Genomic DNA, 26,687 nt, shown 5'->3' on the forward strand with positions numbered 1-26,687 from the left:
ATTTATAATATTAAAGCTATCTATTACCATACCCACTTTTTTTAGTCACACATGCACATTGCATTAAATAATATATTATTAAGTCTATCCATTTAATTTAATAATAACATAAAGGAGGAAATATTATGCCTTCAACACCTAATTTCAACAAAATAAAAGATTCAATAAGCAATGGTTTTGGAGTTATCTCAAACAAGTCTGAAAGTTTTATCGAAATATCTAAGCTTAAATACAAAATTCATTCCGAAGAAAATAGTATGGAAGATCTATACAAAGAAATGGGAAAGGAATTGTACACAATCTTCAAAGCTAATAAACACATTGATGGCTCCATATTAGATTATTGTAATACATTAAAGAAAATAGAAACTCGCATTAAAGCTCTTGAAAAAGAACTCCATAAAATTGATAACAAAAACTAAAAACACTATAATTTTATATAATATAAAAAATAGTGGTAAATATTACTATTTTTTATATTATTTTTTGAACATATTTTATATAAATTCATCATTCTCTTCACTATGTAATTTATTTAGATGTTTAATTTCTACAAATAGGAATATGGCTGTTAAGATTGAAGCTATTGCATCTGAGATAGGACCTGACATCCATACACCTTTTAAGCCTAAAAATCTTGGTAAAATAAATAATAATGGTATAAGAATTATAACTTGTCTGCTTAAGCCTAAAAATATGGATATTTTAGCTTTCCCTATAGCTTGAAAATAGTTGGAACTGACTATTTGGAAACCTATTACAGGAATCATAAATAGGTATATTTTAATGCCATGAGCACCTATGCCTATTAGTTCTGGATCCTTATTGAAAATACTTATAAGTTGTCTAGAAAATAACTGTATAATTATAAATCCAGTTGTCGTAATGACTGTAGCTCCGAGTATGGCGAGTTTTAAAGCTTGCTTTACACGATTATATTTTTTAGCTCCATAATTATATCCAATGATTGGCTGACAACCTTGGTTTATCCCAAAAATAGGCATTAGCACCATCATCGCGATACTCATAATAATTCCCATAGATCCTAATGCTAGATCTCCACCATATTTAACTAAACTTATATTAGAAATAACAGTTACTATACTTGCTGCTATTTGCATGGAAAATGGAGACATACCTATAGCAAAAATACCCATTACAACCTTAGCATCTAGCCTTAAATTTTTGTAACGTATTTTTAATACGCTCTTTCCTCCAAAGAAATAGTATAGTACCCATATAGTATTTACAGCCTGGGAAATAACAGTTGCAATAGCTGCTCCTTTAGTTCCCATATGAAAAACAAAAATGAAAAGTGGGTCTAAAATAGTATTTAATATTCCGCCAATTAACATGGTAAGCATAGCCACTCTGGGATTCCCTTCAGATCGTATAGTATTATTAAGTCCAAAACCTATGTTTTGAAAAATTACACCGATAAGTATTATTGTCATATATTCCTTGGCATAAGGTAAGGTCTCACTACTAGCCCCAAATTTTATTAACATGGGTTCTAAAAATATAAGTCCTATAACTGTTACTAAAACCGAAGTTATAATAATGAGGGTAAGGGCATTCCCTAAAATATGTTCTGCCTCTTCTTTTTTTTGTTGCCCAAGCTTTATAGATATAAGTGCTGCGGTTCCAATTCCTACTAGCATTCCAAAGGCTAGAATTATATTAGCAATAGGAAATGTAACTGTAACTCCTGTTAAGGCAAGCTTCCCCACCCCTCGGCCTATAAATATTCTATCTACAACGTTATATAGTGCATTAACTAACATTCCTACAATAGCTGGAATAGAGAACTTCATAAGTAACTTACCTATATTCTCTTCTCCTAATTGCTTTGATTTATCCAACTAATCTCCTCCTCATACATTTCACTTTATAATTTTATCACAAAAACCATCATTAATACAAAAAAAGCCTATGTTATTACAAATACATTAGACATAATATAGGCTTTTTACAATGGTTATCTTATATCTTATTTGTTTATTAATTCCTTTAGCTTTTCTTCTATATACTCATTAAGTCCAATCTCTCCAATATATGTTTTATTCTCTACAAAATCAGGCTTTATTCTAAAGAAATTAATCACTAATTTATTTTCTGTAATTATGTACTCATCGGAATGTAGGGGTGAGAATATAACCTCTAATTCATCATATTTATTAGCACCTTCAAGCTGTGCAAGTTTCCCTACTAGATTATCTAGGTTAAGTCTTTTTATAGGTTGAACCATGGCGTTTGTATATTCAAAATCTTCCATCATCCACATATTATTATTCCAAAACTTTCTTTCCTTCTTATTTCCAACAAAAGGTTCCCTATTTTTAATTGCACTTAAGGCTCTTCTTACTGACTCTCCATTAAATTCCTCATCATAAGCACAGGTTAACCCTGGCATATCAGCCACATCATAGAAAAATTTTTCTACTACACTTTCTTTCTCACTTGCAGCCTGCCAAAAATAAAGCATAGCCTCTACCGCTTCTAAATTCACTTTGATCCTTTGTAACATTTTATTTCTCCCTTCAATATCAACTGTTTATTAAGTAGCTTATTTACTTTGTTAAAACTACTCACATATAATATTTCTACACATAAGCCTAAAACCCTTTGGTTAAGATAAAGTTTATAAGATTTCCATCTCCACTTTTTCCACAATAGCCTCTGTATTATCCTCTATAAAGTCCAATACATTTTGTATAATACTATTCGCATGTCTCGAATCATTACTAACACAGGCAATCCCAATTACAATAGATTGATGTAAATCTTGATTTTCAACCTCAGCTATAGAAACATTAAACTTGTTCTTCACCTTGGCTATGGTACTCCTTAGTATCATTCTTTTTTCTTTCAAGGAATGAACCCAATTTGCATATAAATATATTTTACCTGTACCTATTATCATAATCATGTTCCTCTCTATTCATTGTACCACTAATTTTACCCTCTATACTCAATTATACCCCAAAAACATCGAAATATGAATCGTAAGCATGATGGTGAAAACATGTAGGAATATGGCAAATAATATATATAATAGGTATGAATTTTCGTCCCAGTGACTTGCAAAAGAAACGACAAAACTGTTTAAATTCAATTTAGAAATTCTTCTTTTGCGAATATAAAATTCTCGTAAGCTTGCACAGGAAGTGCAAGCTAGCGAACCCGAGCCAGGAGGTTGAGTGTGAGCGCTAGAGAATTTTATATTCGCAAAAGATTAGAATTTCTAAATGGAATTTTTAGTTTGGAGTTCTTTTGCAAGGCACGGGAGAGAAATTTCATACTGTTGTGTCATCTATATCTAGATTAAATTTAATATTTTGGATATCCTGTTATCTCTTTAATATCCTTATACAAATTCTTAAGACTAGGATAAATTTTTAGATATACCTTCTTATACAACTTTGAGTAAATCTCAGCATTACTAACACTCGGAGTAAACTCCTTTGTTCTTTTAAACATATGCTTTATAGCATCTTCATAAGAGCTATATACTCCCAAGGCCACGTAGCCTATGATTGAAGCTCCAAGTCCTGAGATTTCATAGGTTTGTCCTTTATATATTTTTCTATTTAGCATGTCCGCAGTTATTTGGCAAATAGCATCACTTTGTGAACCGCCTCCACAAACCGCAATTTCCACTATTTTTTTGCCTGTTTTTTTCTCTATTTTTTCAATCCCCTCAAGCAGTGCATAATTAATTCCTTCTATAATTGCTCTGTAAATATGTGCTCTAGTATGTACATCCCCAAAACCAATTATTGCGCCTTTTGCATCTGGCATCTTTAGTCCTGGACCCCAATAAGGCTGGAGCATAAGTCCATTAGAGCCTGGTGGTATTTCATCTAATCTCTCATTTAAAAGAGCTTCTGGTGATATTCCCTTGCCCAGGGCTTCTTGCATCTCTCTCAGAGAAAATTCTTTCTTAAACCAACTGATCATCCAATATCCTCTGAATATTTCTACCTCTGGATTATAATGTCCCTGCATAGCAGAAGGGTAAGCAGGCATAAATTTTATAGGTTCAAAATATTTCTTTGATGTAGTTTGTACTGTGGCTGTAGTCCCAAAACTTATACTTGCAGATTCAGTGTCTAAACATCCATTTCCTAAAGTCTCACAACCCTTATCTGAAGCCCCAGCTATTAACGTAGTTCCTTGCCTTATACCCGTAAGCTCCGATGCTTCCTTGGTTATTTGCCCTATTGTTTCACCTGGACTTACAAGTAGTGGTAATTTTTCTCTTTCTATTCCAAAAAGTGTCCACCTATAGCTCATATTACTTTTGGGCCAACACTTATTTTTATAATCAAAGGGTATATGTGCTATTTGATTCGCTATTGAATCTACAATATTTCCAGTAAGCTTAAAATGAAAATATGCTGAAATAAGGATATATTTATCTGTTTTTTCCCAGATTTTTGGTTCATGTTGTTTTATCCAATAAGCCTTTCCTTTTTTTTGTGAGATGTTAATGGCTTGCTTCATACCAATAGTACTAAAAGCTAAATTTTCAACATTTGAAAACTCCTCAACCACATCTGCCGTTCTTTGGTCAAGCCAAAGAATAGCTGGTCTTAATACATTGTGCTCTTTATCAAGATTAATGCATGTATCCCTCATGGTTGTTACCACTACAGCTTCTACCTTCTCCCAAATATCTTGACATTCACCCTTAATTTCTTTACATACTATACATAAATTTTCCCAATATACCTCTGGATTCTGTTCTGCAAAGCCAGGGCACGTCGAGAAATAAGGTTCAAATTCTCTTTTCTTCTTGCCAATCAATGTGCCATTTTTATCAAATATAAGTGCCCTTATACTTTGTGTTCCGCAATCTATGGTAAGCACATATTTATCACTCATTTCATTCCCCCTATAAATTGATTATAAATTTGCAACCTCTATCTATATCATGTACTAAATGTATAGTTCCTCCATGTTTCTCTATTATAGACTTTGATATCGAGAGTCCAAGCCCTGTACCACCATTTTTGGAGTTTCGTGTAGCATCTACCCTAATAAAAGGCTCAAAAATATCTCCTTCAAATTCATCAGGTATTCCTACCCCATCGTCTTCAATTATAATTACAGCCTTTCCATACGTTATTAAAAGCTTGATGCCGATAGTAATCCCAGGGCTATTGTATTTGATACTATTTAGTATAATATTACTTAAAGCCCTATCTAAGTTTTTTCTATCAAATAAAATCTCCACTTCATCTTCGGTAATATCAAATTGGTATTTAACCCCCATTTGATCCATCATTGGAACATATCCTGCAATAAGTTCTCTTAAAAACTCACCTATATCATGTTTACCTATATCTAATTTGTATTCCGTACTTTCAACACGAGAAAATTCAAAAAGATCTTGAATTAGGTCATTTGCACGTCTACTATTATTATTGATAACTTTTAACAACTTATTTTTATCTTCTGGTAAAATATCATCATTTTCTAATAAAAATTCTGAATACCCTAATATACTTGTCAATGGATTTTTTAAATCATGAGATATATCAAGAATCATTCTCTTTCTGTTATTTTCCGCCTTTTTCTTTAATGATTTTTCTTGCTGTATTTTTTCTGCCATGGAATTAAAAGCATCCTTTAGTTGGCCTATTTCATTTAAAGAATTAATTTCAACTCTGGCTGAATATTCTCCATTTTTTATAGTATTGACTCCTTGTAATAGTTTTTTTAAGGGTTTAACAAAAATCCTTGATGTAAGTTTAGAATAAAGTATCATTGTAGAAATTATAAATATAAATATTATAAAGGGAAATATCCTTAAAAATGTAATTCTTTTATTCCGTGGGTTACTGGCTTCTTCTATTTGCTGTTTATGTTCCAGTCCCCAAGTATATGCATCAAAAATACTGTTAGGCATAGCCGTAATTAAAATAAAGCCTTTATCTTCACCATATTTACTAGTATAAAAATATCCATCCTTTAAATTATTAGTAATCATATCATTATAATATTTCAGTGGGTATTTAAATCCTATTTTATGTTTACTTCCATTTTCCATAACAATAACTAGGTTTTTATCAAGCACCTCCACATATCCCTTATGCTTTATAAAGTTAGTTACGTTAACATCTTTATAATTTTGTTTTATAATATATAAAGCTGTACTATTATCTGTTGTTGAATCAATGTAGTTAATAGAAAAATAGAATAGTAAAGCTCCCATGGTTAAAATGAAAATCCCAATTAAAATAATTAAAAAGAAAATGTAATTTATAAATAATTGCGTCTCCATTTTTTTACTTTTAAAGTATGTGCCCATTTTCCTTAGTTTATTTTTATTAATCATGGTTCTTCTCCATTTTATATCCTATGCCTCTTATGGTTTTTAAATATTTGGGGTTCTTAGGATCAGCTTCAATCTTTTCTCTAATATGACTTATATGTACCATAATAGTATTAGAATCACCATAGTATGGATTTTCCCAAACTATTTCATATAGCTGTTTTTTAGTGTATACCTTTCCCGGATTCTCCAAAATAAGCTCAAGTAGTCTGTATTCCTTTGGATTTAAAGCTAGTTCTACATTATTTTTATAAATACTACAACTTTCCTTATCAAGCATTAATTCTCCAATTATTGTTCCAGCTTTATGAGTTTTATTAGAATATTTATAATATCGTCGTAGCTGAGCCTTAACTCGTGCAATTATTTCAATAGGACTAAAAGGTTTTAGAACATAATCATCTGCACCTAATCCAAGACCAAGGATTTTATCTGACTCTTCTTCTCTTGCAGTTATAAAAATTACTGGAATTTCACTAGTTTCTCTAATTATCCTTAGAACCTTAAACCCATCAATTTTTGGGATCATAACATCAAGTAGTGCAATGTCTATATCATTATTTTGGAATATATCTATAGCCTGAACTCCATCTTCTGCTGTGAAAATCTCATACCCTTCTTTTGATAAATGAATCTCTAGCAGTTCTCTTATGTCTTGCTCATCTTCTACAATTAGAATGTTCATCATGTAATCCCCCCGTTCCTATATACATTGTACCTCCAAAGTGTACTTAAACTCAACAATAAAAGGAAAAGTATATATTACTACAACTTCATTTCGCTGTGCTGAGTAATTCTAAACTAATTTTACTGAGAGATGCTAAAAATCGCAAACTCGCTAGCGCTCAAACATGCGATTTTCTTAACGCACCTCTCATTAAAATTAGTTTAGAATTACTAACGCTTGCTCAAATGAAATTTACGTAATATATACTTTTCTTAGTGTCTTAAAGATTGAAAGATAACGACTTTAATGCGAGAGAAGCGTTAATGAAAGTGCAACCTCGCTAGCGCACTAAAAGAATAGAAAATAAAAAAATAGAAGGTATATACCCCCTATTTTTAGCTTTCTAGAACATTTAATTAATATCTTGTTATCCCATCTTTTGTAACAATACCTTTGATTAATGGTTTAGCTATTATTTTTTCTTGTACTATTTCATATGCTTCTAATACCATTTTTGTAGATAATTTTTCTTTCTCAACATCATTGGCATAAATAGTTGCGATAGCCTCGCCTTTCTTTACAAAATCTCCAATTTTTTTATGAAGAACAATACCCACTGATAATTCTATTACACTTTCTTTAGTTTCACGACCAGCACCTAAAACTAAGGCCGCTCTTCCTATGTCATCAGCCTTTATAGCTTTTACATAGCCCTCACAACTTGATATAATAGGTCCTACAATAGATGGTAATGGAAACATGGATGGGTCATCTACATAAGCTGGATTTCCACCTTGTGCCACTACAAGTTGTCTTAATTTTTGGAGACCTTTTCCTGATTTTATAATATCCACAAGTATTTTTCTTGCGTCCTGCTCATCCTTTGCTTTTCCTCCTAGTACAAGCATATGTGCTCCTAAAGTTAAACAAAGTTCTGTAAGATCTTCAGGTCCTTCACCTTTTAATGTATCTATAGCTTCCTTCACCTCTAGTGCATTACCAATTGCAAATCCTAATGGTTGGTCCATATCAGTTATTACACCAATGGTATTTCTGGAAACATTATTTCCGATATCAACCATTTCTCTTGCAAGTTCAAAAGCATCATCTTCATCTTTCATAAATGCACCGCTACCTGTTTTTACATCAAGTACTATAGCATCTGCTCCAGAAGCTATTTTTTTACTCATTATGCTTCCTGCAATTAAAGACATATTATCAACAGTTGCTGTAACATCACGAAGTGAATATAGCTTTTTGTCTGCTGGTGCTAAGTCAGCAGTTTGGCCACCTATAGCAATTTTAACTTCATTTACATTTTGCATAAATTTTTCAATTGACATATCAGTTGAGAAGCCCTCAAAGGATTCTAGCTTATCGATAGTTCCACCAGTATGTCCAAGCCCTCTTCCTGACATTTTAGCAACTGGCACTCCTGCTGCTGCAACAATAGGTCCAAGTATTAGTGTAGTTGTATCGCCTACACCACCGGTACTATGTTTATCAACTTTTATCCCTTCAATAGCAGATAAATCGATAATTTCACCACTATTAACCATAGCCATTGTTAAATCTGCTGTTTCTCTCTTATTCATTTTTTGAAAGTATATAGCCATAAGTAGTGCTGAAACTTGATAATCTGGTATAGAACCCTGCGTATATCCACCTACAAAAAAATTAATTTCTTCTGTAGTAAGTTCGTTGCCATTTCTTTTTTTCATTATTAAATCATACATTCTCATATACTCAACCCCTAATTATTTATTTTTTTGTGCATGCATTCAAATTTAATAATTAGAATTTGAATCCTTAGTTCCTTCAACTATTGCTATAGAACTACTAGCTCCTATTCTACTAGCTCCTGCTTCAATAACAGCTTTTGCATCTTCAGTTGTTCTTACTGCCCCAGAAGCTTTAACACCCATTTCTTCACCTACAGTTTGTCTCATTAACTTTATATCATGAACTGTTGCTCCACCTGTGGAGAACCCTGTTGAAGTTTTTACGAAGTTTGCCTTAGCTTCTTTAGCTATCTCGCAAACCTTAACTTTTTCCGCGTCAGTTAAAAGACAAGTTTCTAATATTACCTTTACTATTGCACGTCCACTCGCAGCCTCAACTACTGCTTTGATGTCTTCTCTTACTACATCATATTTATTTGATTTTATAGCGCCAATATTAACTACCATATCTATTTCCTCTGCTCCGTTTTCAATGGCTTGTTTAGCCTCAAAAGCTTTTGCTTCTTTAGTCATAGCTCCCAGTGGGAATCCAACAACGATACAAGTTTTTACCTTACTTCCTTTTAACTCCCTGCTTACTAATGATGCATAGTATGCATTAGCACACACTGAGGCAAATTCATATTTTTTAGCTTCATCACAAATCTTTATAATATCTTCCTCACTTGCTTGTGGTTTTAATAGTGTATGGTCTATATATTGCTGTATTTTCATTTTAATCTTCTCCTTTATATTATAAATTTATTTTATTCTCATTTTTTTCTATATATTTTTCTGATCCTTTTAATAGAAGCTCTGGTAAAATAGTTTGCCTTTTAATTGACCTTGGCTCTTTGCTATTCAGATTTTCTAATAGCATTTTCATACCAATTCTACCAAGTTCAATAGATGGACCATTAATAAAACTAATATTCATGCCTATTATGTTTAATACATCAATCTTATCAAATCCTATAATAGCCATATCGCGCGGTATATTTATCTTTTCTTCATAAAAAGCTTTCATACATCCTAAAATAGTGGTATTACTACTTACAAAAATAGCAGTTGGCCTATTATCCATTTTAAGTATTCTCTTTGTAATATCATAAGCAGTCTGGTGGGTATAATCACCATAACAGATATATTCTTTGTCTATAGGAATATTATTAGCTTCTAAGGCTTTTTCATATCCTAGCAATCTTTCTTTTGCTGGTCTAGACTTCATGTCTCCTGTTATTATAGCTATTTTTCTATGGCCTGCTTTTATTAAAGCAACTGTTCCATCATAAGCACCCTTTATATGATCAATAAAAACCCCACTAAAATCAAGATATTCAACATGCCCATCAATTAATATTATTGGAATTCCTAGATTTTTAAGAGCGTCTAAGTTTTCACTATTATAGGAATTCTTATAGAAGGTTGGAGTTATAATGAGCCCTTGGATCCTTTGCTGCTTAAGCACATTAATAGCCTTTAGTTCCTTATCTTTATCCTCATCAGTGACACAAAGAATCATATTTAAATTATGTTCATCAGCAATTTCAGTAATACCTTTAATTATCTCCCCAAAAAACAGATTGTTTATATCCGGAACTATAACGCCAATAGTATTAGTTTTGCTTGTGGATAGGCTTCTAGCTATAGCACTAGGCGTATAATTTAGATCTTTTATTACAGCTAGAACTTTTTCTCTTGTTTCATCTTTTACATAACCTGAATTGTTTAAAACTCTTGATACCGTAGCATGGGATACTCCAACCTTTACGGCGATGTCATTTATTGTCACTGCCATTTTAATCCTCCTCATATCTTAGAAAACGCTTACAAAATTCTGATTACCTAATTGTGAAGCTTAGCTTATAATGAACTATAATAGCTGTTAAATCCTCACCTAAATATTCTGTTTAAAGACTTAATTTTCTGATATATGTTACCGCTTTCATATCTAGTATACTTCAAGGTTCTGTAAATTTCAATAGAATTTCAATAGAATTTCTTCGGATTTTTCTATGAATTTTACAATTAGTTGGTTAAAAATAAATAATAAATCAACTATGATAATATATTTTGTGATATACTTGCACTATTAAAATATAAATGATATGATGAACATAGTTCATAAAAGAGGTGACAATATGCCCAAAATTATTGAAAATTTAAGAGCAACTATATTATTAGAAGCTAAAAACATTTTATTAACTCAAGGCTTTAAGGATTTAAACATAAGAGAAATTGCAAAAAACTGCACTATTGGCACCGGTACTTTTTATAACTATTTTTCCACTAAGGAAGAACTTGTGGCTGAAATCTTTAGGGAAGATTGGAGAAAAGTATCTAATCTGGTAGATGCACTCAAACTTATAGAGGAACCTTGCAAAGAAAAAATCAGAAAAATATATATATCAATTGGAATGTTTGTAACTAGCTACATACCAATTTTTTATGAAATGGCTACTCTTAGTGGAAATGACTACAGATGCAGAGAAGCTAATAGGTATGATATTCTATACATTAAAATAGGTGAATTGTTAGATATTGAAAAATCTAAAGGCAATGTACACTCCACTCTTTCTTCTTATAAGCTTGCAGAACTTATTGTTTCTAACTTAATGTATATTAACAAAAATAATTTTATAAGTTTTGATGAGTTATATGATAATTTGAAAATTTAGCAAATTTTTATCTTATATTATAAAATAATATAAGATATTTTTTTAGAACTATATGAACATAGTTCATATAGTATAGTTCAACTAAAGAATAATATTCTTTAAATTCTAAATTATAAAAAAATGGAGGATGTAAATATGTTAATTTATGCAATTATTTTTATTACCTTGGCTCTTTTATTTTATACAATTGGTGTTTGGAGTGAGAAACTTCAAGGAACACTTAAACCATGGCATTTGGGTTTATTTCTACTTGGCCTCATATGTGATACAACTGGCACAATCCTTATGGATAGTATAGCAAAAAGTTCAGTTGAAGTAGTCTCAGGCTTTAATTTGCATGGAGTTACTGGTGTTATTGCTATAGGGCTAATGCTCATTCATGCTATCTGGGCTGCAGTGGTTCTTATTAAGAAAGATGAAAATATGATAGCAAAATTTCATAAATTCAGTATAATAGTTTGGATTATTTGGCTGGTTCCTTTTATTTCTGGAGCTGCATCTCACATGTAATAATAAAAGTTTTTCTATTGACTGATGATAATTTAATATAAAGTAAAAAACGTACTGGATAAAATCAGTACGTTTTTTACTTTATCTCTTAATGCTAGGTTTTATGATATAATGATTTGTAAATTTTAATATGAAGCCTCAATAGGTTATATATAGGTTATGCACAAATAAGCAACTCACTATGTGTAGCATAACCCCAAATGTGAAAGAAAGGATGGTTATTGGATGAATTTTAATACTCTTTTAAATATTGGCGAAACCTTAGTTAGTGAATATATAGTGAAGCCTGAACATACGGCGGACTTTATTGGAAATAAAGGTGTCATTACGCTTTCTACACCTAGTATGATTGGATTTATGGAAGATGCAGCTACACATATAGTAATTGATAATATTCCTGAAAATTATAGACCTGTTGGAACTAAAATTGATGTTGAACATATAAATCCAACCCCTGTCAACATGAAAGTCAGTGTAAACGCAACATTGATAGCAATTGAAGGTAGAAAACTTCGTTATACTGTAGAGGCCTTCAATGAAAAATGTAAAATAGGGTTTGGAATATATGAGCAGCATGTGATTAACTTAGGTAGCTTTTTAAGTAAAGATTAAAATGATACAAAATAAACCAAATCATTAGAGAATCTAAATCATGTTCATAGCCAGATAATTGTGGAATTATGTTTTCATAATTAGGTGGCAAACTAGTTAAAGCAAAAACCGTACTGGAAAAACCCAGTGCGGTTTTTAATTTTATTAATACTATACAAATCTAGTACTCCCTATTATAATTGGTAAAAAGAGGTGAATTATGGATAACTTAGTTGTATATAATACTGTAGATAAACTTAAAAATAAATATATAAAATTGTGGTGGAACACAGATAAATGTTCTCCTATCTTCAGCAAAGAAAATAGTTTTAAAGAAAAATTTATACGTGAAAAGCTTATGAATAAGTTTTTGAATGACCTATTTTCTCACCTAAAGGCATGTCCTAAAGAAGAAAATCAGCAAATAGATTGGAGAACTACGCTGTGGTCCCTGATAAAAAACTTTGGTCACACTTCTGGCTTTACTGAAGAGGAAATTAACGGTGATTTTTCAAAATCACTCCCAATAATAACTCATGAATTTATTTGTAATGTTAAAGAATTTGATAATACTATAACCTTAGATAGGATGGTCCAAGCACTTCGAAATGTTTGGATTATGAATATACTCCAGGTTCTTTTTAACATTAAGGTGGAATATACCCCCTCAATTTTTGCTTATAGCATGCTTTATCCCTATACTGATAATTATTTAGACAACCCTTTAATATCCTTTGAGGATAAGAAACTAATTAATGAGAGGTTTAAATTAAGATTAGAAGGTAAAGAAATAAAATGTAGCAATTCCTACGAAGAAGCGCTATTTAAATTAGTTAGCATAATTGAGGGTCAATATCCTCGGGCCCACTATAGTGAAGTATATGAAAGCCTTTTACTCATACATGCCGCTCAATGTACTAGTCTTACACAGCAAAAGGGTGTGACTTCCCCTTATGAAAAGGATATTCTAGGAATAAGCACTGAAAAAGGTGGTTGTTCTGTACTTGCAGATGCCTATCTTGTACATGGTAATCTTTCTGGGACGCAAGCAGATTTTATATTTGCTTATGGAGCGCTGCTTCAGTTTTGTGATGACCTGCAGGATACAAAAGAAGATCTAGCGAACGGTCATATGACTATATTTTCTCAAACCTCAGAAAAATGGCCTTTAGATAATATTACCAATGCTCTATTTGATTTTTCTAATAAGATAATAGATTTAGATGAAGGCTTTACTTCAACAGAATCATATAAGATGAAGGATTTCTTGAAGAAAAATTTAGTTTCTCTTATTTTTGAAGCAATTTCTCAGAATTATAGCTTATATAGTAAGGAATACATTAAAGATATTGAGAAATACTATCCTTTTAGAATGTCATATACAAGAAATCTTTATAAAAAAATAAAGAATAATTATTCAAGCTTTAAAAGCATCCATGGTTACTCCATAGATGATGTTATATTAATAGCTACTGATGTGAAATAGCAACTAAACTAATAAATTCTATGCCATAATAATTTAATATTTTATTATACACTATTTTAGAATAAGCTAATATAGCAAACATTTTCAAGCCGCATAGCAAAGGACTTACTGTTCACAGTAAGTCCTTTTTGTAAGTATCTATCAGTAGCATTCACTTTATTGCCTATATTTATGGAAGCTTATTTCCTGCTGCCCTATATATCTCATACCATTCTTGTCTTGTTAGCTCAACTCGCGCGGCCTTGCAAATATCTACTAGACGCTTCGCGTTTGTAGTGCCCACTAGTGGCTGAATTTTAGCAGGATGCCTTAAAATCCACGCAATTGCAATTGCTGAATTTGTTACACCTTTAGTAGCTGCAATTTCGTTTATTTTATTATTTAACTCTGGGAATTTTTCATTATCTAAAAATACTCCATCAAAAAAACCATACTGGAATGGAGACCATGCCTGTATAGTAATGTCCTTTAAGCGACAGTACTCTAAAATACTTCCATCTCTGTCAATAGAGGGAGCTATCTGCATATTTACATTCAACCCAGAATCAATCATACCCGTATTTGTTATACTTAACTGTAGCTGATTTATAATGATTTTGTGATTTAGATATTTATTCAGTAGTTCAATTTGCATAGGGTTTTGATTGCATACCCCAAAGTATTTAACCTTTCCACTACTATGGAGCTTTGAAAATGCTTCTGCAACCTCTTCCGGCTCCATAAGAGTATCTGGACGGTGAAGTAACATAATATCTATATAGTCAGTATTCAACCGCTTAAGGCTACCTTCTACGGAATCTAAAATATGCTGCTGTGAGAAATCAAAATATCCATCTCTTATACCACACTTAGTCTGGATTATAATTTTTTCCCTAAGAGACGATTTCATATCAACAGCATCTGCGAAAACTTCCTCAGATTTACCCTTGCCATAAATGTCAGCATGATCAAAAAAATTGATGCCCTCTTCCATTGCGGTATTGATAAGTTTTGATGCTTCATTCTTAGAAAGACTATTTATTCTCATGCATCCTAAGGCAATTTCAGATGCACTGATGTTTCCATTGGCAATATAAATTTTTTTCATAGTTTACACCCTCCTTTATATTAGACACATTCAAATAAATAACAATTCAGTATGCTAGTCTATTGTCATATGCCTTATTATTTCTTTTCTTCACTTTAAATTAGTATTTCTAATATCTATGTTAGTGTCTCCATTTATGAATCATTATTACATACACAATTATAACAATTATTATCAATAAAAACCATCACATAATGGCCTTAAAAAATATTAGGGAATTTCCCCAAAGGGCTGTAGATTAGGCATCCATATTAATGAATGGGAATAGGGTATTTCTATTTATATTTAGCCTACGATTTTGATCAGGCTACTTCAACTACAAAATTTAACTCATCAATTTTAAGCACATTTATTGTTTTACCATATTCCCCAAATTCACTTTTTAATAACTCTATGTTTGAATAATACTCGTCTTCAATTTCATCAACCTGCCCCTTTGTGAGAGTTCCCATAATTTTTTGCTTCTGTTTTTCATTTAGAAACATAAGATCACCAATTATAATTTTTCCATCATTCTTTAAAATCCTTAACATTTCCCTAATAGCGACCCCTTTTTCATCATCATTCAAGTGATGAAATGCATAGGTGGATACAATAATTTCAAAAGTATTGTTTTCAAAAGGTATCTTTAAAAATTCTCCTAGTCTCAACTTTAACTTTGGAAATTTCTCCTTTGCCACATTTAACATTTCCCTTGATTGATCTAGTCCTGTTATATGAAACCCTTGTTCCAAAAATCTATTCGCAAGATTGCCAGTCCCCACACCTATTTCTAGTATTTCTACTTCTTTATCTAAATTATCCGTTGCTTTTCTAAAAACTGTATCTAAAATCATTTCATAGTTTTGGTAAATTTTCAAACTACCTCTGTCTATTTTTACGTCTTTATCATAGTTTTTTGCCCATCCATCAAAATCCCATTTATCCTTCCAGTTTTCTTTTATCTTATATATCTCATTCATCTTTTTAATGGATTCAATAATACTCATATGATATTTTTCATCATTTGCCTCATATATTGTATCCATTATTTCTTCCAGCGAATTTTGAATAAGCTTTGCTCTATGAACTTCATTGTTTATGATTTCCCACTGCTTATAAAAATGATTTAATACATTATTTTTATAATCATTCTTCAGTATATCTTCAATATCTTCTATGGGTATATTTAATAATCTATACATAAGAATGGTCTGTAATTTCATTAAATCATTTTCTGTATAGTAGCGATAATTATTTTCCTCATCCCGTGCAGCTGTGATTAACCCCTTCTTTTCATAAAATCGAATCTTATTTGTTGTTATTTTAAACAATTCTGCCACTTCTTTAATACTATACTTTATTTTCATTGCCCCACCTCATAGAAATCTATTTTTTAGAGATCAAATTTTAAACTTAATCACTAACTTATTTATAGTATAAACCTTCACCTTAGGAGAAGGTCAAATATAATCCATAATTCCCTTTACCTATTTTGCAATTTTAATATTAACAAATTAGGATAAGCAATTATATTTATAAATGTTATTATATAATTACCGTACGGGAAAATGATTTCAAATGAGGTGACTTGATGGAGTATATTAACTTGATTCAAAAAACTATAGATTATATTGATGAGCATATCCAGGATAATATATCTTTAGATACGCTAGCTTCAACTGCAGGTTTTTCAACCTACCATTTTTATAAAATATTCAGTAGTTTTGTCCATATGTCTGTAATGGATTATGTGACAAAAAGAAAACTACAATTCGCTTTACATGCTCTAACCACTGGAACAAAGATAATTGATATCGCAATGGATTATGGCTATGAAACTCATGCCGGTTTTAATAAAGCCTTTAAACTTGCTTTTGGTTATCCCCCGAGTCTATACAGACTTCATGCTCCAAAGGGATTGCCCCCAAAAATTAATTTAGTATATTTAAAAGAAATTTTAACTGGAGGGATTATTATGGAACCTAAAATAATTGAAATGCCTGGCTTTAAGGTGGCTGGGTATGAATTTAAGAATAACCTTAAAAATGTATTACGTTCAAGCGATATCCCAGCATTCTGGGGCCAGCGTGGTTTTGATGATAATAATTGTGAGGAGAAATTGTATAAGCAGCTAAATCCGCCAAAGCATGGAGAGTATTGCATCTGTATTAATACCAATATGGCTACTGATGACTTTTCATATCTAATGGCCGTTGGTGTTGATAACTTTGATAAAGCCACCGATGATATGTGCAAATTAGAGCTTCCTGCTGCTACCTATGCTGTATTTACATCGCCACAGGTACATGAAGATGACTTTGTAGCTTCCATAAATGGAACCTGGACCTATATACTTCAACAATGGTTCCCAAATTCACAATATGAAATTGATGAAGGTAAATTTGACTTTGAGCACTATGATGAGCATTGTCACCCCTGGGAATATGATAAAATTTCAATGAAAATCTATATTCCAATTAAAAGCATATAAAATCTATAGAGGCTATCTCAAAAAAATTGAGATAGCCTCTTAGGATTCAATGGATTAATATCAATTTCCAAAGTGCTTACCAGGTAGTGGCTGGAATATATATTGTATTATTACAGGTATTAGTTCTCTTTTTAACATTTCGCTTAAAACCCCTTAAATTCATAAAATTTTAGGTCTCCCTATAAATATTGTTATAACTCCGCAAAAGTGCTAATTCTATTTTTTATTTTTAATATTTTTTAACCAGTTATAATCATCTTTGATTTCCTCATCATTTTTATAAATGTTCATTACTTTACCAAGTTCAATAGAAAATTCAATAAATGCTTGTCCAATTGAGGTTATACAGTTCCCATCTCGAACCACATCCTTATCTACTATAATTACTTTTTCATATATGTGCTTATTGCTTTCATCCACTCTAAACCCTTCACTATCGCCGTTAGCTTCTTTATTATCAAGCAAACCATAATGTGCCATAAGTTCAGCTCCACCACAAATACCTGCAATGAATTTATTTTTTTCATTTAATTTTAAGATAAACTCTTTTAGTTCTGTTTTTTCATAAAGTTGCACAGGGTTTCCACCAGGGATAATAAAAAGATCAATATCATCTGGATTTAATTCCTGTATTGTTTTATCTGGTAAAAATCTCTGTTTTTCTTCACTTATATACACACGGTTTTCTAAAGCTACTGAAATAATATTATCCCTAAACTGATTAACGGCAAACACAACTTCAAATTCACAAAAACCATCATAATAAAAAACACATACATTCATTTCATAACCCTCTCTCTTTTATTTTATAGCTTGTTGAGTTTTTTTGATTTCTTCAAAGTTCTATTCTTCTATTATAAAACACAATGACTGACACCTATATGTCAGTCATTGTATTTACTATATATATTTCTTATGTATTCCGTCATTTCATTTCTTAATTTATCTGGACCTATGACTTCGCAGTCATTACCAAATCCTAAAATAAATTTCTTTAGCCCTTCATCCTCTGGAAAGAATTCTTCAACTATGTATGTTCCATTTTCCAAAATTTTAATTTTACCTTTTGAAAAATACTCACTTAATTGCCCACCTATTTCATTAGAAAACTTTAATGTAACTAAAATACTGTTTTTTTCATAACTTTCACTGAATATTTTTTTTGTTTCCTCTTTTGAGATTGGATTTTTTTTAAATACGCCACCTAGTTTCATATTTCTTACTCTAACAAGTTTAAACTTCCTATAGTCTTTTCTTATTCTGCAAAAGGCAATAATATACCAATGCCCATTGGTGAATTCTATCTGAATTGGTTCCACTAGCCTCTTTAAATATTCCATTTTTCTATTTATATATTCAAACTCCAATATCCTATTGTCTTCAATAGCTTTTTTTATAAGGAATAAATACTCCCTAAGTTCCTTCTCCATACTAAAGTGAGACATATCTATACTAAGATTATCACATTCTTTTTTTTCACTGTCGCGTAAAGTTTCAAACTTAAGTACTATATCATTAAATTGTTGGTTATTCCCAAATAAAAACTTTAGATTATCCATTACAGCAATCAAAGGCTCAATTTCTTTTTTATTAAGGAATAGATTATTTAAAGTATAGTTTTCCATAATATAATAACCTCCACCCTTACCACCAGTAGCTGCTATAGGAACCCCTGCTTCACTTATTTTTTCTATATCACGATATATTGTTCTTAAAGATACCTCAAAATGCTCAGCAAGCGCTCTTCCAGTCACTAATCCCTTTTGAGAAATAATAATTAAAATTGATAAAAATCTCTCTGCTCTCATAATCTAATGTTACCTGCCTTTCCCTCAAAGTTTAGTGTCTTATAATTTCACTCTTTTTTATTGCCTAGATTAACTTTTGGCATTGTAATAATTATGCTCACACCTTGTCCCTCTTTACTCTCAATAGTTATTTGTCCGTGATGAGCAGTAACTATACTTTTCACTATGATTAATCCCAATCCATGTGCTTGATTTATGGAAGTATTAAAAAAATCCTTTTTATTAAGAATGTCTTGTTTAACCTCCGAAATACCACAACCATTATCTGCTATTATAATTGATACATGTTCGTTTTTGTTATTTACTTTTGGAACATTTATTGTAATATGACAGCCTGGTTTATTATGCTTTGCACTATTCATAATTAAATTAACTAACGCTTTTTCAACATTTTAGCAGATATGTATCCCAATTCAATTATGGAAAAGTGATTTCTGTTGTCGGCAAGCATTCTATATATCTTTATGCCACTGAAACTATTGCTAAAGAAAGTAAATCGTTTATCAAAAGCATTAATAGCAATTAGTATTTCCTCATTAAATATGGGAATCCTAAACGAAGATCCTGATTCTACTATTCGCTATAAATTGATTTGTTTTTTAATTTCTTTCCTGCTAAATTAACTATGGCTTTTAATGTACTACCAAATCCTCTTTTAAATAGATTTATATGCACTTCATAAAAGTAATTGGAATTAAGCCACCCTCTTTTCTTCCAAAAATCATAGTCTGCTTTAGAAGTAAAGGTTTTACTTCTTAAACAGTTGAACATAAAAATATCATAAAAAGTAGGAGTATGTGGTGCATTATCAGTTGTAATTTTTATAAACCTCTCTGCAAACCTTTCAATCTTTTCAGTGTTTGTTTTATGGTAGCTTTTATCATATCCCCATGCTGAATTTTCCTTTTTTTCAAAAAACATAGGTGAGATAATATTAATGTTCCCTACTAGATTGCACCCCCATCCGCATAGGGTCATTTTAAGATATTTGCTCACTTGCTTATGTCCACCGCCATCTGAAGTTACTACTGTTAATGCAGGTTTTCCTATTAATTCTTGACGATGGAACAGATAGGATAATCTATCAATCACTCGCTTTAGTGGTGCAGGTACTTGATATGCATATACCGGTGATGCAAAAACAATAGCATCAGCATTCAAAAGCTTTTCTTTTATTTTGTGCAAATCGTCGTCTTTGCAAGGACAAAGGCTTTCATTTTTTTTAAAACACATATCACACCCTTTACAATCTTCAATTACGTAATCCTTTAAAAAGATATATTCCAATTCTATTATGGAGCTTTTCATCAATTTAGCCTCGATTAACTTGCATACATTATAACTGTCTTTTTTGCGTGGACTTCCCATTAGGACAATAATTTTCATCTTTTAAACCCTCTCTTTTTATATACAACGTTGGATATAAGTATTATTTTTTTATCCTATCCAGTTCCGGATAGGATAATGATTATTTTTTCAACGCTTTAATCAGTTGTTCTAATTTTTCTGGTGCAGTATCAGGGTTATTTAATATTTGATACTTTAGGTTTTCTATATTTTCTGCGGTATCCATTTCTATATCTTGTACACTTGAAAAATCAAACTTTGAAATTAATTTAGCTATTTCTTTACTAGCTGTAATGCACTCCTCCATGTTGTCAATTAGAGCATTATGCCACTTAATTTGAAATTCAAGATTAGATAACATCATTTCGAAAGTAATTTTTTCTACTGCAAGAGTTTGCTCATTAACTTTAATCTTTTGCCATTTTTCAAAATACATTTTTTGATCACCTAACTTTTCGATATGTTCTTTTAACGCAGTAACCATTTCATCTTTATCAAGAATATTTAATAGCGGATAAACAATAAATTTATCAGATCCAACCTCGGAAATTTGATGATTTAATTCTTCTTTCACCAATTGTCTTAATTCAACTTTTCCTACTTCTGTAATAGAATAAACTTTACGGGCCTTAGCCCCAGTGCCTACTTCCTCTGACAATACTATAAGACCTTTTTTTTCAAGTTTATTTAAAGCATAATAAATGGAGCCCGATTGAATTTTTGTCCAACTATCCATATGATTCATTTGTATAAATTTCTGAATTTCATACCCATGTGTAGGTTTAATACTTAAATAGTATAATATCAGTACTTTAATAATATAAATCACCTCTCATCCAACATCGTATATGAATATATTATACCCAACGTTGGTTAATGTCAAGAAGCAATTGGCAAAAATAGGGAACGGACTGTGTACTAATATGAATTAAATGTTGATAAATTGGGGTTTTTATGCTGTGGTTGTGGATAACTTTGAGAACATGGCTGCAGAGCTCGCTCGCAAAGAACCCCATTTTATAGTCAATATATTGTTATATTGGGAAGAAAGTCGGCACAAAAAGTAAGGCCCCTATAATGATACATATCCCTGTAATACTGGTGCCCCCAAGTATACATTTAATACCCTTTTTACTGTATTCATCCCTTTTAAAATACCTGATCCCACTAACCCAGAAAAGTAATGCTGTAGTTGTTACTAAAATATTCATTGCAAACAATACTTTAAGCATTTTAACCTCCAAAATTTTATATTATTTTACACTTAATTTTTTAACCGTTCCGTAAAAGGTCTATAACAGGAAATCAATTCATGAAGAATGCAAAAGCCTCTTTATCAAAACCATTGGATCTAGCTACAACATTTATATTCCGAATATGATAGACATTTCCTTTATAATCCTTGGCTTTATTATCACATATATAGGCATAATCATAGTTCCCTTCTTTTACCCATTTCATGAATACATATGTATGAGTCGGAATACCATTTTTATCCCCATTTCCATCTGTGGTGAAACATATATCCCCAGGCATTAAATTTTTATAATCCCTTTGTTTTTGCCAACCCTCTTCTTCCAGAATAGCTATCATCTGGGCTATATTCCCTATTCCCTTAGGCACATTAAAATCATTACGCCTTAGCACCTCAGCTATAAAATAAACACAAGTATTTGCAGAACTCTCCTTATTTAAATCTATTGCCGCACCATAGATATTTTTTTGATTTCCTACATCCTCTAGAAAATTATAGATATTTTTATTTAAGGATTGATTTTCTCCTTGTATAAACGCCTTAATATTCTTTGAAAATATTATTGCTATACTTGTTATCACTAAAACAGCTATAATCAACATTATTTTTTTCATTTGGTATACCTCACCCACATGTTTTTTTTAATCTCCAAGCGTTATACGTTTACTTCTAATTGAAGTTAATTATTAAATTCACTCTAACTACCTATAAATAATTATACAGGACATTTTTTACAAAATACTTACATAATCGTTACAAATCTCTTAAGAAAATTCTTTCTCTATTTGTATTTTAATGCTCCAATAATCTAATTGTAAAATAGAACCATATATTTTCTATAAACTAAGTATAAACAAAATATAAACTTTCTTAAAAATTCACTTACTATTTATGAAAGGTTTATAAATAGCAAGCAATGTATTACCCCTCATATTATTAGACGATTAAAAAACTTAAAAGTTTGGTTATGTTCTAATATATTTCCATCCTCTCCTTGTTTCAATTCTACAGTCACAACTGTTTCAGCACCTTTAGTTCCACCAGCACCCGTTAGCCATGTAAGTTCAACCAATTGGTCAGGTACAAGTCGAAGAAAACGACCATAGTGAGGATGACGATACCCTTCATAGGCTATTTACTATTCATCCATTTCTAATTTTAAATAGAATATTATAAAGCATGGATTTGAGTAAAAATGTAATAATTACTATATTCAAGAATATAGTATAGAAATAATACAAATTACAGTCGTAATTGAAATGGAAGGTGATATAACAATGCATGAAATTCCTAAAATATCAAATGCAGAATGGGAAGTAATGAAAATAATATGGAGTAATTCTGAAATTTCATCGATCAATATTATACAGGAACTAAAGGATACATCCCAGTGGAAACCAGCAACAGTTAAAAGTCTGATAAACAGATTATTAAATAAAAATGCAATTGGATTTAATAAGTTAGGTTATGAATATTTCTACTACCCTCTGGTTTCAGAAGATGAATGTATAAAATTAGAAAGTAAGTCCTTTGTGAATAGAGTATTTAATGGCTCTATTAAATCTATGCTTTTAACCTTTGCCCAGTCGGAAGAAATCTCTGAAAAGGATATATCAGAATTAAAAAATATACTAGAACAATCAAGTAAAACGAAAGGCTGATGTGTATGAATTTATTAAATATTTTTGAGTTGATCGCACTTTCATCTTTAATTGGTAGCGTAATTGTATTAGTGATATTAATTACTAATACAATCTTTAGAAATAAATTAAATTCTACTTTTCACTATTATATATGGTTAATATTGCTCATAAAATTAATAATTCCTTTTGGACCCCAAACATCTTTTAATATTTCTAATCTATTTGAAAATTCTTATGTACAGACCACCACGAATGAAAATACAGTAAAATCACAAATTAATGCTTCAAAACAACTTGATAATACAAACTTAAGTGATTCAATATCAATAAGTGCTTTTGGGCCTCTAAATAAAAGTGTAATTAATAGTGTTATGAACCTCCCTTTAAAAACCAAAATTAATGTCAAACAAATATTTTGTTTAACATGGATATTGGGGGTTGTATTATTAATAGGGATATTATCTTCTGGACATAAAAAACTCAGAAAAATTATTAGAGCTTCTGTAAAAAATATCAGCAGCACACATAAAGAAATTCTATATAAGTGCATGAAAACTATGAATATAAGACCTGAGGTAGAACTCTTATATTCTACAAAAATAATTAGTCCTTCATTATGTGGATTCATTAAACCAAAGATATTAATTCCATTGAGTGTAGCGGTTAATGTTTGTGATGAAGAATTCAAATATATCATAATGCATGAACTAACTCATTTAAAAAACAAAGATATGTTTATAAATTGGGTTATAACTTTATTGTCCATTACTTACTGGTTTAATCCACTTTTACTCTATGGCTTTCATAGGATGAGACAAGACTGTGAATTTTCCTGTGATAACCAAGTTATTTCTTATTTAGATGAGGGTGGACACCTACACTATGGGAATGCATTAATAAGAGTATTGGAGCTAGCTTGCAGCCGCAATAGACTTATAGGTACTACTCCTATGGTCATGAATAGTTTAGAAATAAAAAGGAGAATTATAATGATTTCAAAATATAAGAAGATAAATATTAAGGGTGTAATACTTGGGACTGTAGTTATCATCATTATAGGAAGCCTCGGAATTGCACTAAACACTTCAAATTTAAGCTCAGATAATAATATTACCAAAGCTACAACACTGCAAGTAGACATACCCTTTACCCCTTCTAAACGCACAGAAAATAATACATCAAATGCATCAGTAGAAACTATTATGAAAAACTCATCAAGTGATAGTTCAAATCCTATAGTACCATTTTCATCTAAGATAGTAATTTACAATAGTCACCCTGATGAAGCTTATCCCTCTGGAATGAGGGTAGCTGATATCGGTTCTTTACTCAATGATAAACTTATTAAAGAGGGTTTCAATAGCCAGTTTATAAAAATCGCCCCCTCTACAGACTATAATAAATCATATCAAACCTCACGTGATTTGATAACAAAAAATGTAGATTCATATTCGAATGCTATTTTATTAGACATACATCGGGATGTAACAGAAAAGGACAAATCTAATGTGAGAAAAATGATGTTTGTCCTTACTGAAAGTAGCCCTCACTATGAAACAAATAAGAAATTCGCAGACAGCCTAATGGTCAATCTTAAAAATGCAAATGGAATTGAATCAGGAACATATTTGTATAACTTTGGAATCTCGTATTTCAATCAAGATTTATCTAACAATTCGGCACTTGTTGAGCTTGGAAATACTATGTCTAGTGACAGTGATATTGAAGTTTGTGTAAATGCACTGGTCTCAGCATTAAAGAGTACTCAAAGGGTTCCATCTAATTAAATATATTTATTAGATCATATATTGTATCTTTAAGGGGGATAAGATGAGTAATGAAGGTGTAGGTTTTAAAGTCATGAATAAGCATATGCCAAAGCACACTATTAACAAAGATAGTAATACTAGATTGTTTTTAAGTATTTTTACATTACTCATTATTTTTTTATTAGGTGTGATTTTACCTAAAAGAGCTAAGGCAGACAGTGAAGGAAAATATCTAAATTATTTTTATGTTAGTGTTATTAATAATGTATTATCTGTAATTAAGGCCTCAAACACTGAGCAGGAGCATACTACTAGTAAAAATAGTATGAAAGTTGCAACCTTATCATTTTTAGGAATAGATATTTTGAATCCTATATCAATAATAACAAAAGAAATTGCATATTTGGATAGAAATGAAGTTAGCACTGATGTAGATAATGAGAGCAAAATAGATAAAGTAAAAGAATTTATTCTAAACCCCTTTAACTTAGATGATAAGCAAGTAAGCAGGTCCATAGTTGAAGTGCCTAATGGTAACGTGATTGCAAACCTCTATAATCCTAAGTTGAAACAAACTCTAGATAAAGCAAATCCACGGGTGTTGATATATCATACTCATACATGTGAAGCTTATCGCACCTCAGACATGGAAACAATTGAAACTACCAATAGTTTGGATACAACAAGAAGTGTAGTTGCTGTAGGAGATGTAATATCTGAGGAACTAGAAAGAGAATATGGAATTGCCGTTATCCATGATAAGACTGTACATGATAAAGGGGATTACAATAATGCCTACAAAAAATCTGGAGTTACTTTAGATAAGTACTTAAAGGAATATGAAAAATTTGATTTAATTATAGATTTACATAGAGATAGTGTATATGATAAGAATACTGTAACAACTAAAATAAATGGAGAAAATGTTGCCCAACTAATGTTTGTAGTTGCACAGAAAAACACAAAATATGCGCTGCAGAAGAAATTGATAAATTCAATGATAGAAATATCAAATAAATTATACCCAACTCTTTTAAATGAACGAGAAATTACAGTTGTTGATCGTGGAAAAGATTTTTATAACCAGCATAAAAGTAATAACGCAATGCTTATAGAAGTAGGCACATATACTAATGATATTGGGGAGGTAAAAAACACTGGTAAGTATTTATCTAGAATCATTGCAGAGCAATTAAATGGCGAGAATGTTTATAGATTTGTGTAAATAATTTTAGACAAGTATATTTCAACTGAAATTAGTATGGGAATTCACTCCTGTACTAATTTTTTATTTTTATGGTAATACTAATAC

General features: G+C 30.9%; 27 protein-coding genes and 1 pseudogene. 9 read left to right on the forward strand and 19 right to left on the reverse strand.

All coding sequences use genetic code 11. The annotated features are described in order from the left end of the window. Positions 1–125 precede the first annotated feature (125 nt). Positions 126–422 carry a zinc ribbon domain-containing protein gene (locus tag KPL50_RS21275; RefSeq protein ID WP_216300550.1) on the forward strand — a complete coding sequence of 99 codons (297 nt, stop codon included), beginning with the start codon at positions 126–128 and terminating at the stop codon, positions 420–422. A gap of 75 nt (positions 423–497) precedes the next feature. Here the strand turns inward: KPL50_RS21275 and KPL50_RS21280 are convergent, their stop codons facing one another. The 9 genes from KPL50_RS21280 to KPL50_RS21320 all read right to left on the reverse strand — a co-directional run bounded on the left by KPL50_RS21280 (position 498) and on the right by KPL50_RS21320 (position 10,526). Next, positions 498–1,862, reverse strand: a complete 1,365-nt coding sequence (locus KPL50_RS21280; RefSeq protein ID WP_216300551.1) for an MATE family efflux transporter — start codon at positions 1,860–1,862, stop codon at positions 498–500. Positions 1,863–1,990: 128 nt separating this feature from the next. After that, the gene (locus tag KPL50_RS21285) at positions 1,991–2,527 is read right to left on the reverse strand and encodes a hypothetical protein (RefSeq protein ID WP_216300552.1); all 537 of its coding nucleotides are present in this window, start codon (positions 2,525–2,527) and stop codon (positions 1,991–1,993) included. A 114-nt stretch (positions 2,528–2,641) separates the two neighbouring features. Further along, the gene (locus KPL50_RS21290; RefSeq protein WP_164957152.1) at positions 2,642–2,923 is read right to left on the reverse strand and encodes a DUF503 domain-containing protein; all 282 of its coding nucleotides are present in this window, start codon (positions 2,921–2,923) and stop codon (positions 2,642–2,644) included. 407 nt (positions 2,924–3,330) lie between these two features. Next, a complete protein-coding gene (locus KPL50_RS21295; protein ID WP_216300553.1) occupies positions 3,331–4,887 on the reverse strand; it encodes an FGGY-family carbohydrate kinase in 1,557 nt (518 codons plus the stop codon). A 10-nt stretch (positions 4,888–4,897) separates the two neighbouring features. Further along, complete coding sequence (locus tag KPL50_RS21300; RefSeq protein WP_216300554.1) at positions 4,898–6,343, reverse strand: HAMP domain-containing sensor histidine kinase; 1,446 nt, start codon at positions 6,341–6,343, stop codon at positions 4,898–4,900. Then, positions 6,336–7,025, reverse strand: coding sequence for a response regulator transcription factor (locus tag KPL50_RS21305; RefSeq protein WP_216300575.1), 690 nt, complete (start codon positions 7,023–7,025; stop codon positions 6,336–6,338). Before KPL50_RS21305 ends, KPL50_RS21300 begins: the two co-directional genes overlap by 8 nt. A gap of 398 nt (positions 7,026–7,423) precedes the next feature. Then, positions 7,424–8,749, reverse strand: coding sequence for a pyrimidine-nucleoside phosphorylase (locus KPL50_RS21310; protein WP_216300555.1), 1,326 nt, complete (start codon positions 8,747–8,749; stop codon positions 7,424–7,426). A gap of 45 nt (positions 8,750–8,794) precedes the next feature. Beyond that, the gene (gene deoC / locus KPL50_RS21315) at positions 8,795–9,463 is read right to left on the reverse strand and encodes a deoxyribose-phosphate aldolase (protein ID WP_216300556.1); all 669 of its coding nucleotides are present in this window, start codon (positions 9,461–9,463) and stop codon (positions 8,795–8,797) included. 19 nt (positions 9,464–9,482) lie between these two features. After that, positions 9,483–10,526, reverse strand: a complete 1,044-nt coding sequence (locus KPL50_RS21320; RefSeq protein WP_216300557.1) for a LacI family DNA-binding transcriptional regulator — start codon at positions 10,524–10,526, stop codon at positions 9,483–9,485. Positions 10,527–10,869: 343 nt separating this feature from the next. Here KPL50_RS21320 and KPL50_RS21325 point away from each other — a divergent pair, with 343 nt between their 5' ends. The 4 genes from KPL50_RS21325 (at position 10,870) to KPL50_RS21340 (ending at position 13,993) form a co-directional block, all read left to right on the forward strand. After that, positions 10,870–11,406, forward strand: a complete 537-nt coding sequence (locus KPL50_RS21325; protein WP_216300558.1) for a TetR/AcrR family transcriptional regulator — start codon at positions 10,870–10,872, stop codon at positions 11,404–11,406. A gap of 135 nt (positions 11,407–11,541) precedes the next feature. Continuing rightward, entirely contained in the window at positions 11,542–11,916 is a 375-nt protein-coding gene (locus KPL50_RS21330) for an HsmA family protein (protein WP_216300559.1), read from the forward strand. Between the two features lie 225 nt (positions 11,917–12,141). Further along, positions 12,142–12,528, forward strand: a complete 387-nt coding sequence (locus KPL50_RS21335) for a thioesterase family protein (protein ID WP_216300560.1) — start codon at positions 12,142–12,144, stop codon at positions 12,526–12,528. Positions 12,529–12,727: 199 nt separating this feature from the next. After that, positions 12,728–13,993, forward strand: coding sequence for a hypothetical protein (locus KPL50_RS21340; RefSeq protein WP_216300561.1), 1,266 nt, complete (start codon positions 12,728–12,730; stop codon positions 13,991–13,993). A gap of 169 nt (positions 13,994–14,162) precedes the next feature. On the opposite strand, the gene KPL50_RS21345 is transcribed toward KPL50_RS21340, so the two are convergent. After that, positions 14,163–15,080 (reverse strand): aldo/keto reductase family oxidoreductase, encoded by a 918-nt coding sequence (locus KPL50_RS21345; protein WP_216300562.1) that lies wholly within the window; start codon positions 15,078–15,080, stop codon positions 14,163–14,165. Positions 15,081–15,382: 302 nt separating this feature from the next. Beyond that, positions 15,383–16,429, reverse strand: a complete 1,047-nt coding sequence (locus tag KPL50_RS21350; RefSeq protein WP_216300563.1) for a methyltransferase domain-containing protein — start codon at positions 16,427–16,429, stop codon at positions 15,383–15,385. 224 nt (positions 16,430–16,653) lie between these two features. Between KPL50_RS21350 and KPL50_RS21355 the strand changes: the two genes are divergently transcribed. Beyond that, positions 16,654–17,553, forward strand: a complete 900-nt coding sequence (locus KPL50_RS21355; protein ID WP_216300564.1) for an AraC family transcriptional regulator — start codon at positions 16,654–16,656, stop codon at positions 17,551–17,553. Between the two features lie 216 nt (positions 17,554–17,769). Here KPL50_RS21355 and KPL50_RS21360 read toward each other — a convergent pair whose 3' ends face one another. The 8 genes and pseudogenes from KPL50_RS21360 to KPL50_RS21395 all read right to left on the reverse strand — a co-directional run bounded on the left by KPL50_RS21360 (position 17,770) and on the right by KPL50_RS21395 (position 23,098). Further along, positions 17,770–18,336, reverse strand: coding sequence for a DJ-1/PfpI family protein (locus KPL50_RS21360; RefSeq protein WP_216300565.1), 567 nt, complete (start codon positions 18,334–18,336; stop codon positions 17,770–17,772). A gap of 101 nt (positions 18,337–18,437) precedes the next feature. After that, positions 18,438–19,361 carry a YafY family protein gene (locus KPL50_RS21365; RefSeq protein WP_216300566.1) on the reverse strand — a complete coding sequence of 308 codons (924 nt, stop codon included), beginning with the start codon at positions 19,359–19,361 and terminating at the stop codon, positions 18,438–18,440. 47 nt (positions 19,362–19,408) lie between these two features. Then, positions 19,409–19,735, reverse strand: a pseudogene (locus tag KPL50_RS21370) (sensor histidine kinase); the annotation flags it as partial. A gap of 199 nt (positions 19,736–19,934) precedes the next feature. Further along, entirely contained in the window at positions 19,935–20,747 is an 813-nt protein-coding gene (locus KPL50_RS21375; RefSeq protein ID WP_216300568.1) for a flavodoxin family protein, read from the reverse strand. Positions 20,748–20,829: 82 nt separating this feature from the next. Then, positions 20,830–21,537: a PadR family transcriptional regulator gene (locus tag KPL50_RS21380; protein WP_309245203.1), complete on the reverse strand. Its 708-nt coding sequence runs from the start codon at positions 21,535–21,537 to the stop codon at positions 20,830–20,832. Between the two features lie 205 nt (positions 21,538–21,742). Beyond that, the gene (locus KPL50_RS21385) at positions 21,743–21,940 is read right to left on the reverse strand and encodes a hypothetical protein (RefSeq protein ID WP_216300569.1); all 198 of its coding nucleotides are present in this window, start codon (positions 21,938–21,940) and stop codon (positions 21,743–21,745) included. Between the two features lie 73 nt (positions 21,941–22,013). Then, positions 22,014–22,577 carry a hypothetical protein gene (locus tag KPL50_RS21390; protein ID WP_216300570.1) on the reverse strand — a complete coding sequence of 188 codons (564 nt, stop codon included), beginning with the start codon at positions 22,575–22,577 and terminating at the stop codon, positions 22,014–22,016. Positions 22,578–22,891: 314 nt separating this feature from the next. After that, positions 22,892–23,098, reverse strand: a complete 207-nt coding sequence (locus tag KPL50_RS21395) for an SRPBCC domain-containing protein (RefSeq protein WP_309245204.1) — start codon at positions 23,096–23,098, stop codon at positions 22,892–22,894. Positions 23,099–23,240: 142 nt separating this feature from the next. Here KPL50_RS21395 and KPL50_RS21400 point away from each other — a divergent pair, with 142 nt between their 5' ends. Genes KPL50_RS21400 through KPL50_RS21410 form a run of 3 tightly spaced genes read left to right on the forward strand, consistent with a single transcriptional unit; the run spans position 23,241 to position 26,600 of the window. Next, positions 23,241–23,624 (forward strand): BlaI/MecI/CopY family transcriptional regulator, encoded by a 384-nt coding sequence (locus tag KPL50_RS21400; protein ID WP_216300571.1) that lies wholly within the window; start codon positions 23,241–23,243, stop codon positions 23,622–23,624. Positions 23,625–23,629: 5 nt separating this feature from the next. Continuing rightward, the gene (locus tag KPL50_RS21405; protein WP_216300572.1) at positions 23,630–25,393 is read left to right on the forward strand and encodes a M56 family metallopeptidase; all 1,764 of its coding nucleotides are present in this window, start codon (positions 23,630–23,632) and stop codon (positions 25,391–25,393) included. Positions 25,394–25,436: 43 nt separating this feature from the next. Beyond that, a complete protein-coding gene (locus tag KPL50_RS21410; RefSeq protein WP_216300573.1) occupies positions 25,437–26,600 on the forward strand; it encodes a stage II sporulation protein P in 1,164 nt (387 codons plus the stop codon). Positions 26,601–26,687: the final 87 nt, after the last annotated feature.

This window comes from Clostridium sp. CF012, assembly GCF_018861755.1.
Taxonomy (GTDB): domain Bacteria; phylum Bacillota; class Clostridia; order Clostridiales; family Clostridiaceae; genus Clostridium_AD.

Excerpts from the sequence above, each read along its gene's own strand:
- KPL50_RS21275 (WP_216300550.1), top strand. The coding sequence starts at position 126 with ATGCCTTCAACACCTAATTTCAACAAAATAAAAGATTCAATAAGCAAT.
- KPL50_RS21285 (WP_216300552.1), bottom strand. The coding sequence starts at position 2,527 with ATGTTACAAAGGATCAAAGTGAATTTAGAAGCGGTAGAGGCTATGCTT.
- KPL50_RS21290 (WP_164957152.1), bottom strand. The coding sequence starts at position 2,923 with ATGATAATAGGTACAGGTAAAATATATTTATATGCAAATTGGGTTCAT.
- KPL50_RS21295 (WP_216300553.1), bottom strand. The coding sequence starts at position 4,887 with ATGAGTGATAAATATGTGCTTACCATAGATTGCGGAACACAAAGTATA.
- KPL50_RS21300 (WP_216300554.1), bottom strand. The coding sequence starts at position 6,343 with ATGATTAATAAAAATAAACTAAGGAAAATGGGCACATACTTTAAAAGT.
- KPL50_RS21305 (WP_216300575.1), bottom strand. The coding sequence starts at position 7,025 with ATGAACATTCTAATTGTAGAAGATGAGCAAGACATAAGAGAACTGCTA.
- KPL50_RS21310 (WP_216300555.1), bottom strand. The coding sequence starts at position 8,749 with ATGAGAATGTATGATTTAATAATGAAAAAAAGAAATGGCAACGAACTT.
- deoC (WP_216300556.1), bottom strand. The coding sequence starts at position 9,463 with ATGAAAATACAGCAATATATAGACCATACACTATTAAAACCACAAGCA.
- KPL50_RS21320 (WP_216300557.1), bottom strand. The coding sequence starts at position 10,526 with ATGGCAGTGACAATAAATGACATCGCCGTAAAGGTTGGAGTATCCCAT.
- KPL50_RS21325 (WP_216300558.1), top strand. The coding sequence starts at position 10,870 with ATGCCCAAAATTATTGAAAATTTAAGAGCAACTATATTATTAGAAGCT.
- KPL50_RS21330 (WP_216300559.1), top strand. The coding sequence starts at position 11,542 with ATGTTAATTTATGCAATTATTTTTATTACCTTGGCTCTTTTATTTTAT.
- KPL50_RS21335 (WP_216300560.1), top strand. The coding sequence starts at position 12,142 with ATGAATTTTAATACTCTTTTAAATATTGGCGAAACCTTAGTTAGTGAA.
- KPL50_RS21340 (WP_216300561.1), top strand. The coding sequence starts at position 12,728 with ATGGATAACTTAGTTGTATATAATACTGTAGATAAACTTAAAAATAAA.
- KPL50_RS21345 (WP_216300562.1), bottom strand. The coding sequence starts at position 15,080 with ATGAAAAAAATTTATATTGCCAATGGAAACATCAGTGCATCTGAAATT.
- KPL50_RS21350 (WP_216300563.1), bottom strand. The coding sequence starts at position 16,429 with ATGAAAATAAAGTATAGTATTAAAGAAGTGGCAGAATTGTTTAAAATA.
- KPL50_RS21355 (WP_216300564.1), top strand. The coding sequence starts at position 16,654 with ATGGAGTATATTAACTTGATTCAAAAAACTATAGATTATATTGATGAG.
- KPL50_RS21360 (WP_216300565.1), bottom strand. The coding sequence starts at position 18,336 with ATGAATGTATGTGTTTTTTATTATGATGGTTTTTGTGAATTTGAAGTT.
- KPL50_RS21365 (WP_216300566.1), bottom strand. The coding sequence starts at position 19,361 with ATGAGAGCAGAGAGATTTTTATCAATTTTAATTATTATTTCTCAAAAG.
- KPL50_RS21375 (WP_216300568.1), bottom strand. The coding sequence starts at position 20,747 with ATGAAAATTATTGTCCTAATGGGAAGTCCACGCAAAAAAGACAGTTAT.
- KPL50_RS21385 (WP_216300569.1), bottom strand. The coding sequence starts at position 21,940 with ATGCTTAAAGTATTGTTTGCAATGAATATTTTAGTAACAACTACAGCA.
- KPL50_RS21390 (WP_216300570.1), bottom strand. The coding sequence starts at position 22,577 with ATGAAAAAAATAATGTTGATTATAGCTGTTTTAGTGATAACAAGTATA.
- KPL50_RS21400 (WP_216300571.1), top strand. The coding sequence starts at position 23,241 with ATGCATGAAATTCCTAAAATATCAAATGCAGAATGGGAAGTAATGAAA.
- KPL50_RS21405 (WP_216300572.1), top strand. The coding sequence starts at position 23,630 with ATGAATTTATTAAATATTTTTGAGTTGATCGCACTTTCATCTTTAATT.
- KPL50_RS21410 (WP_216300573.1), top strand. The coding sequence starts at position 25,437 with ATGAGTAATGAAGGTGTAGGTTTTAAAGTCATGAATAAGCATATGCCA.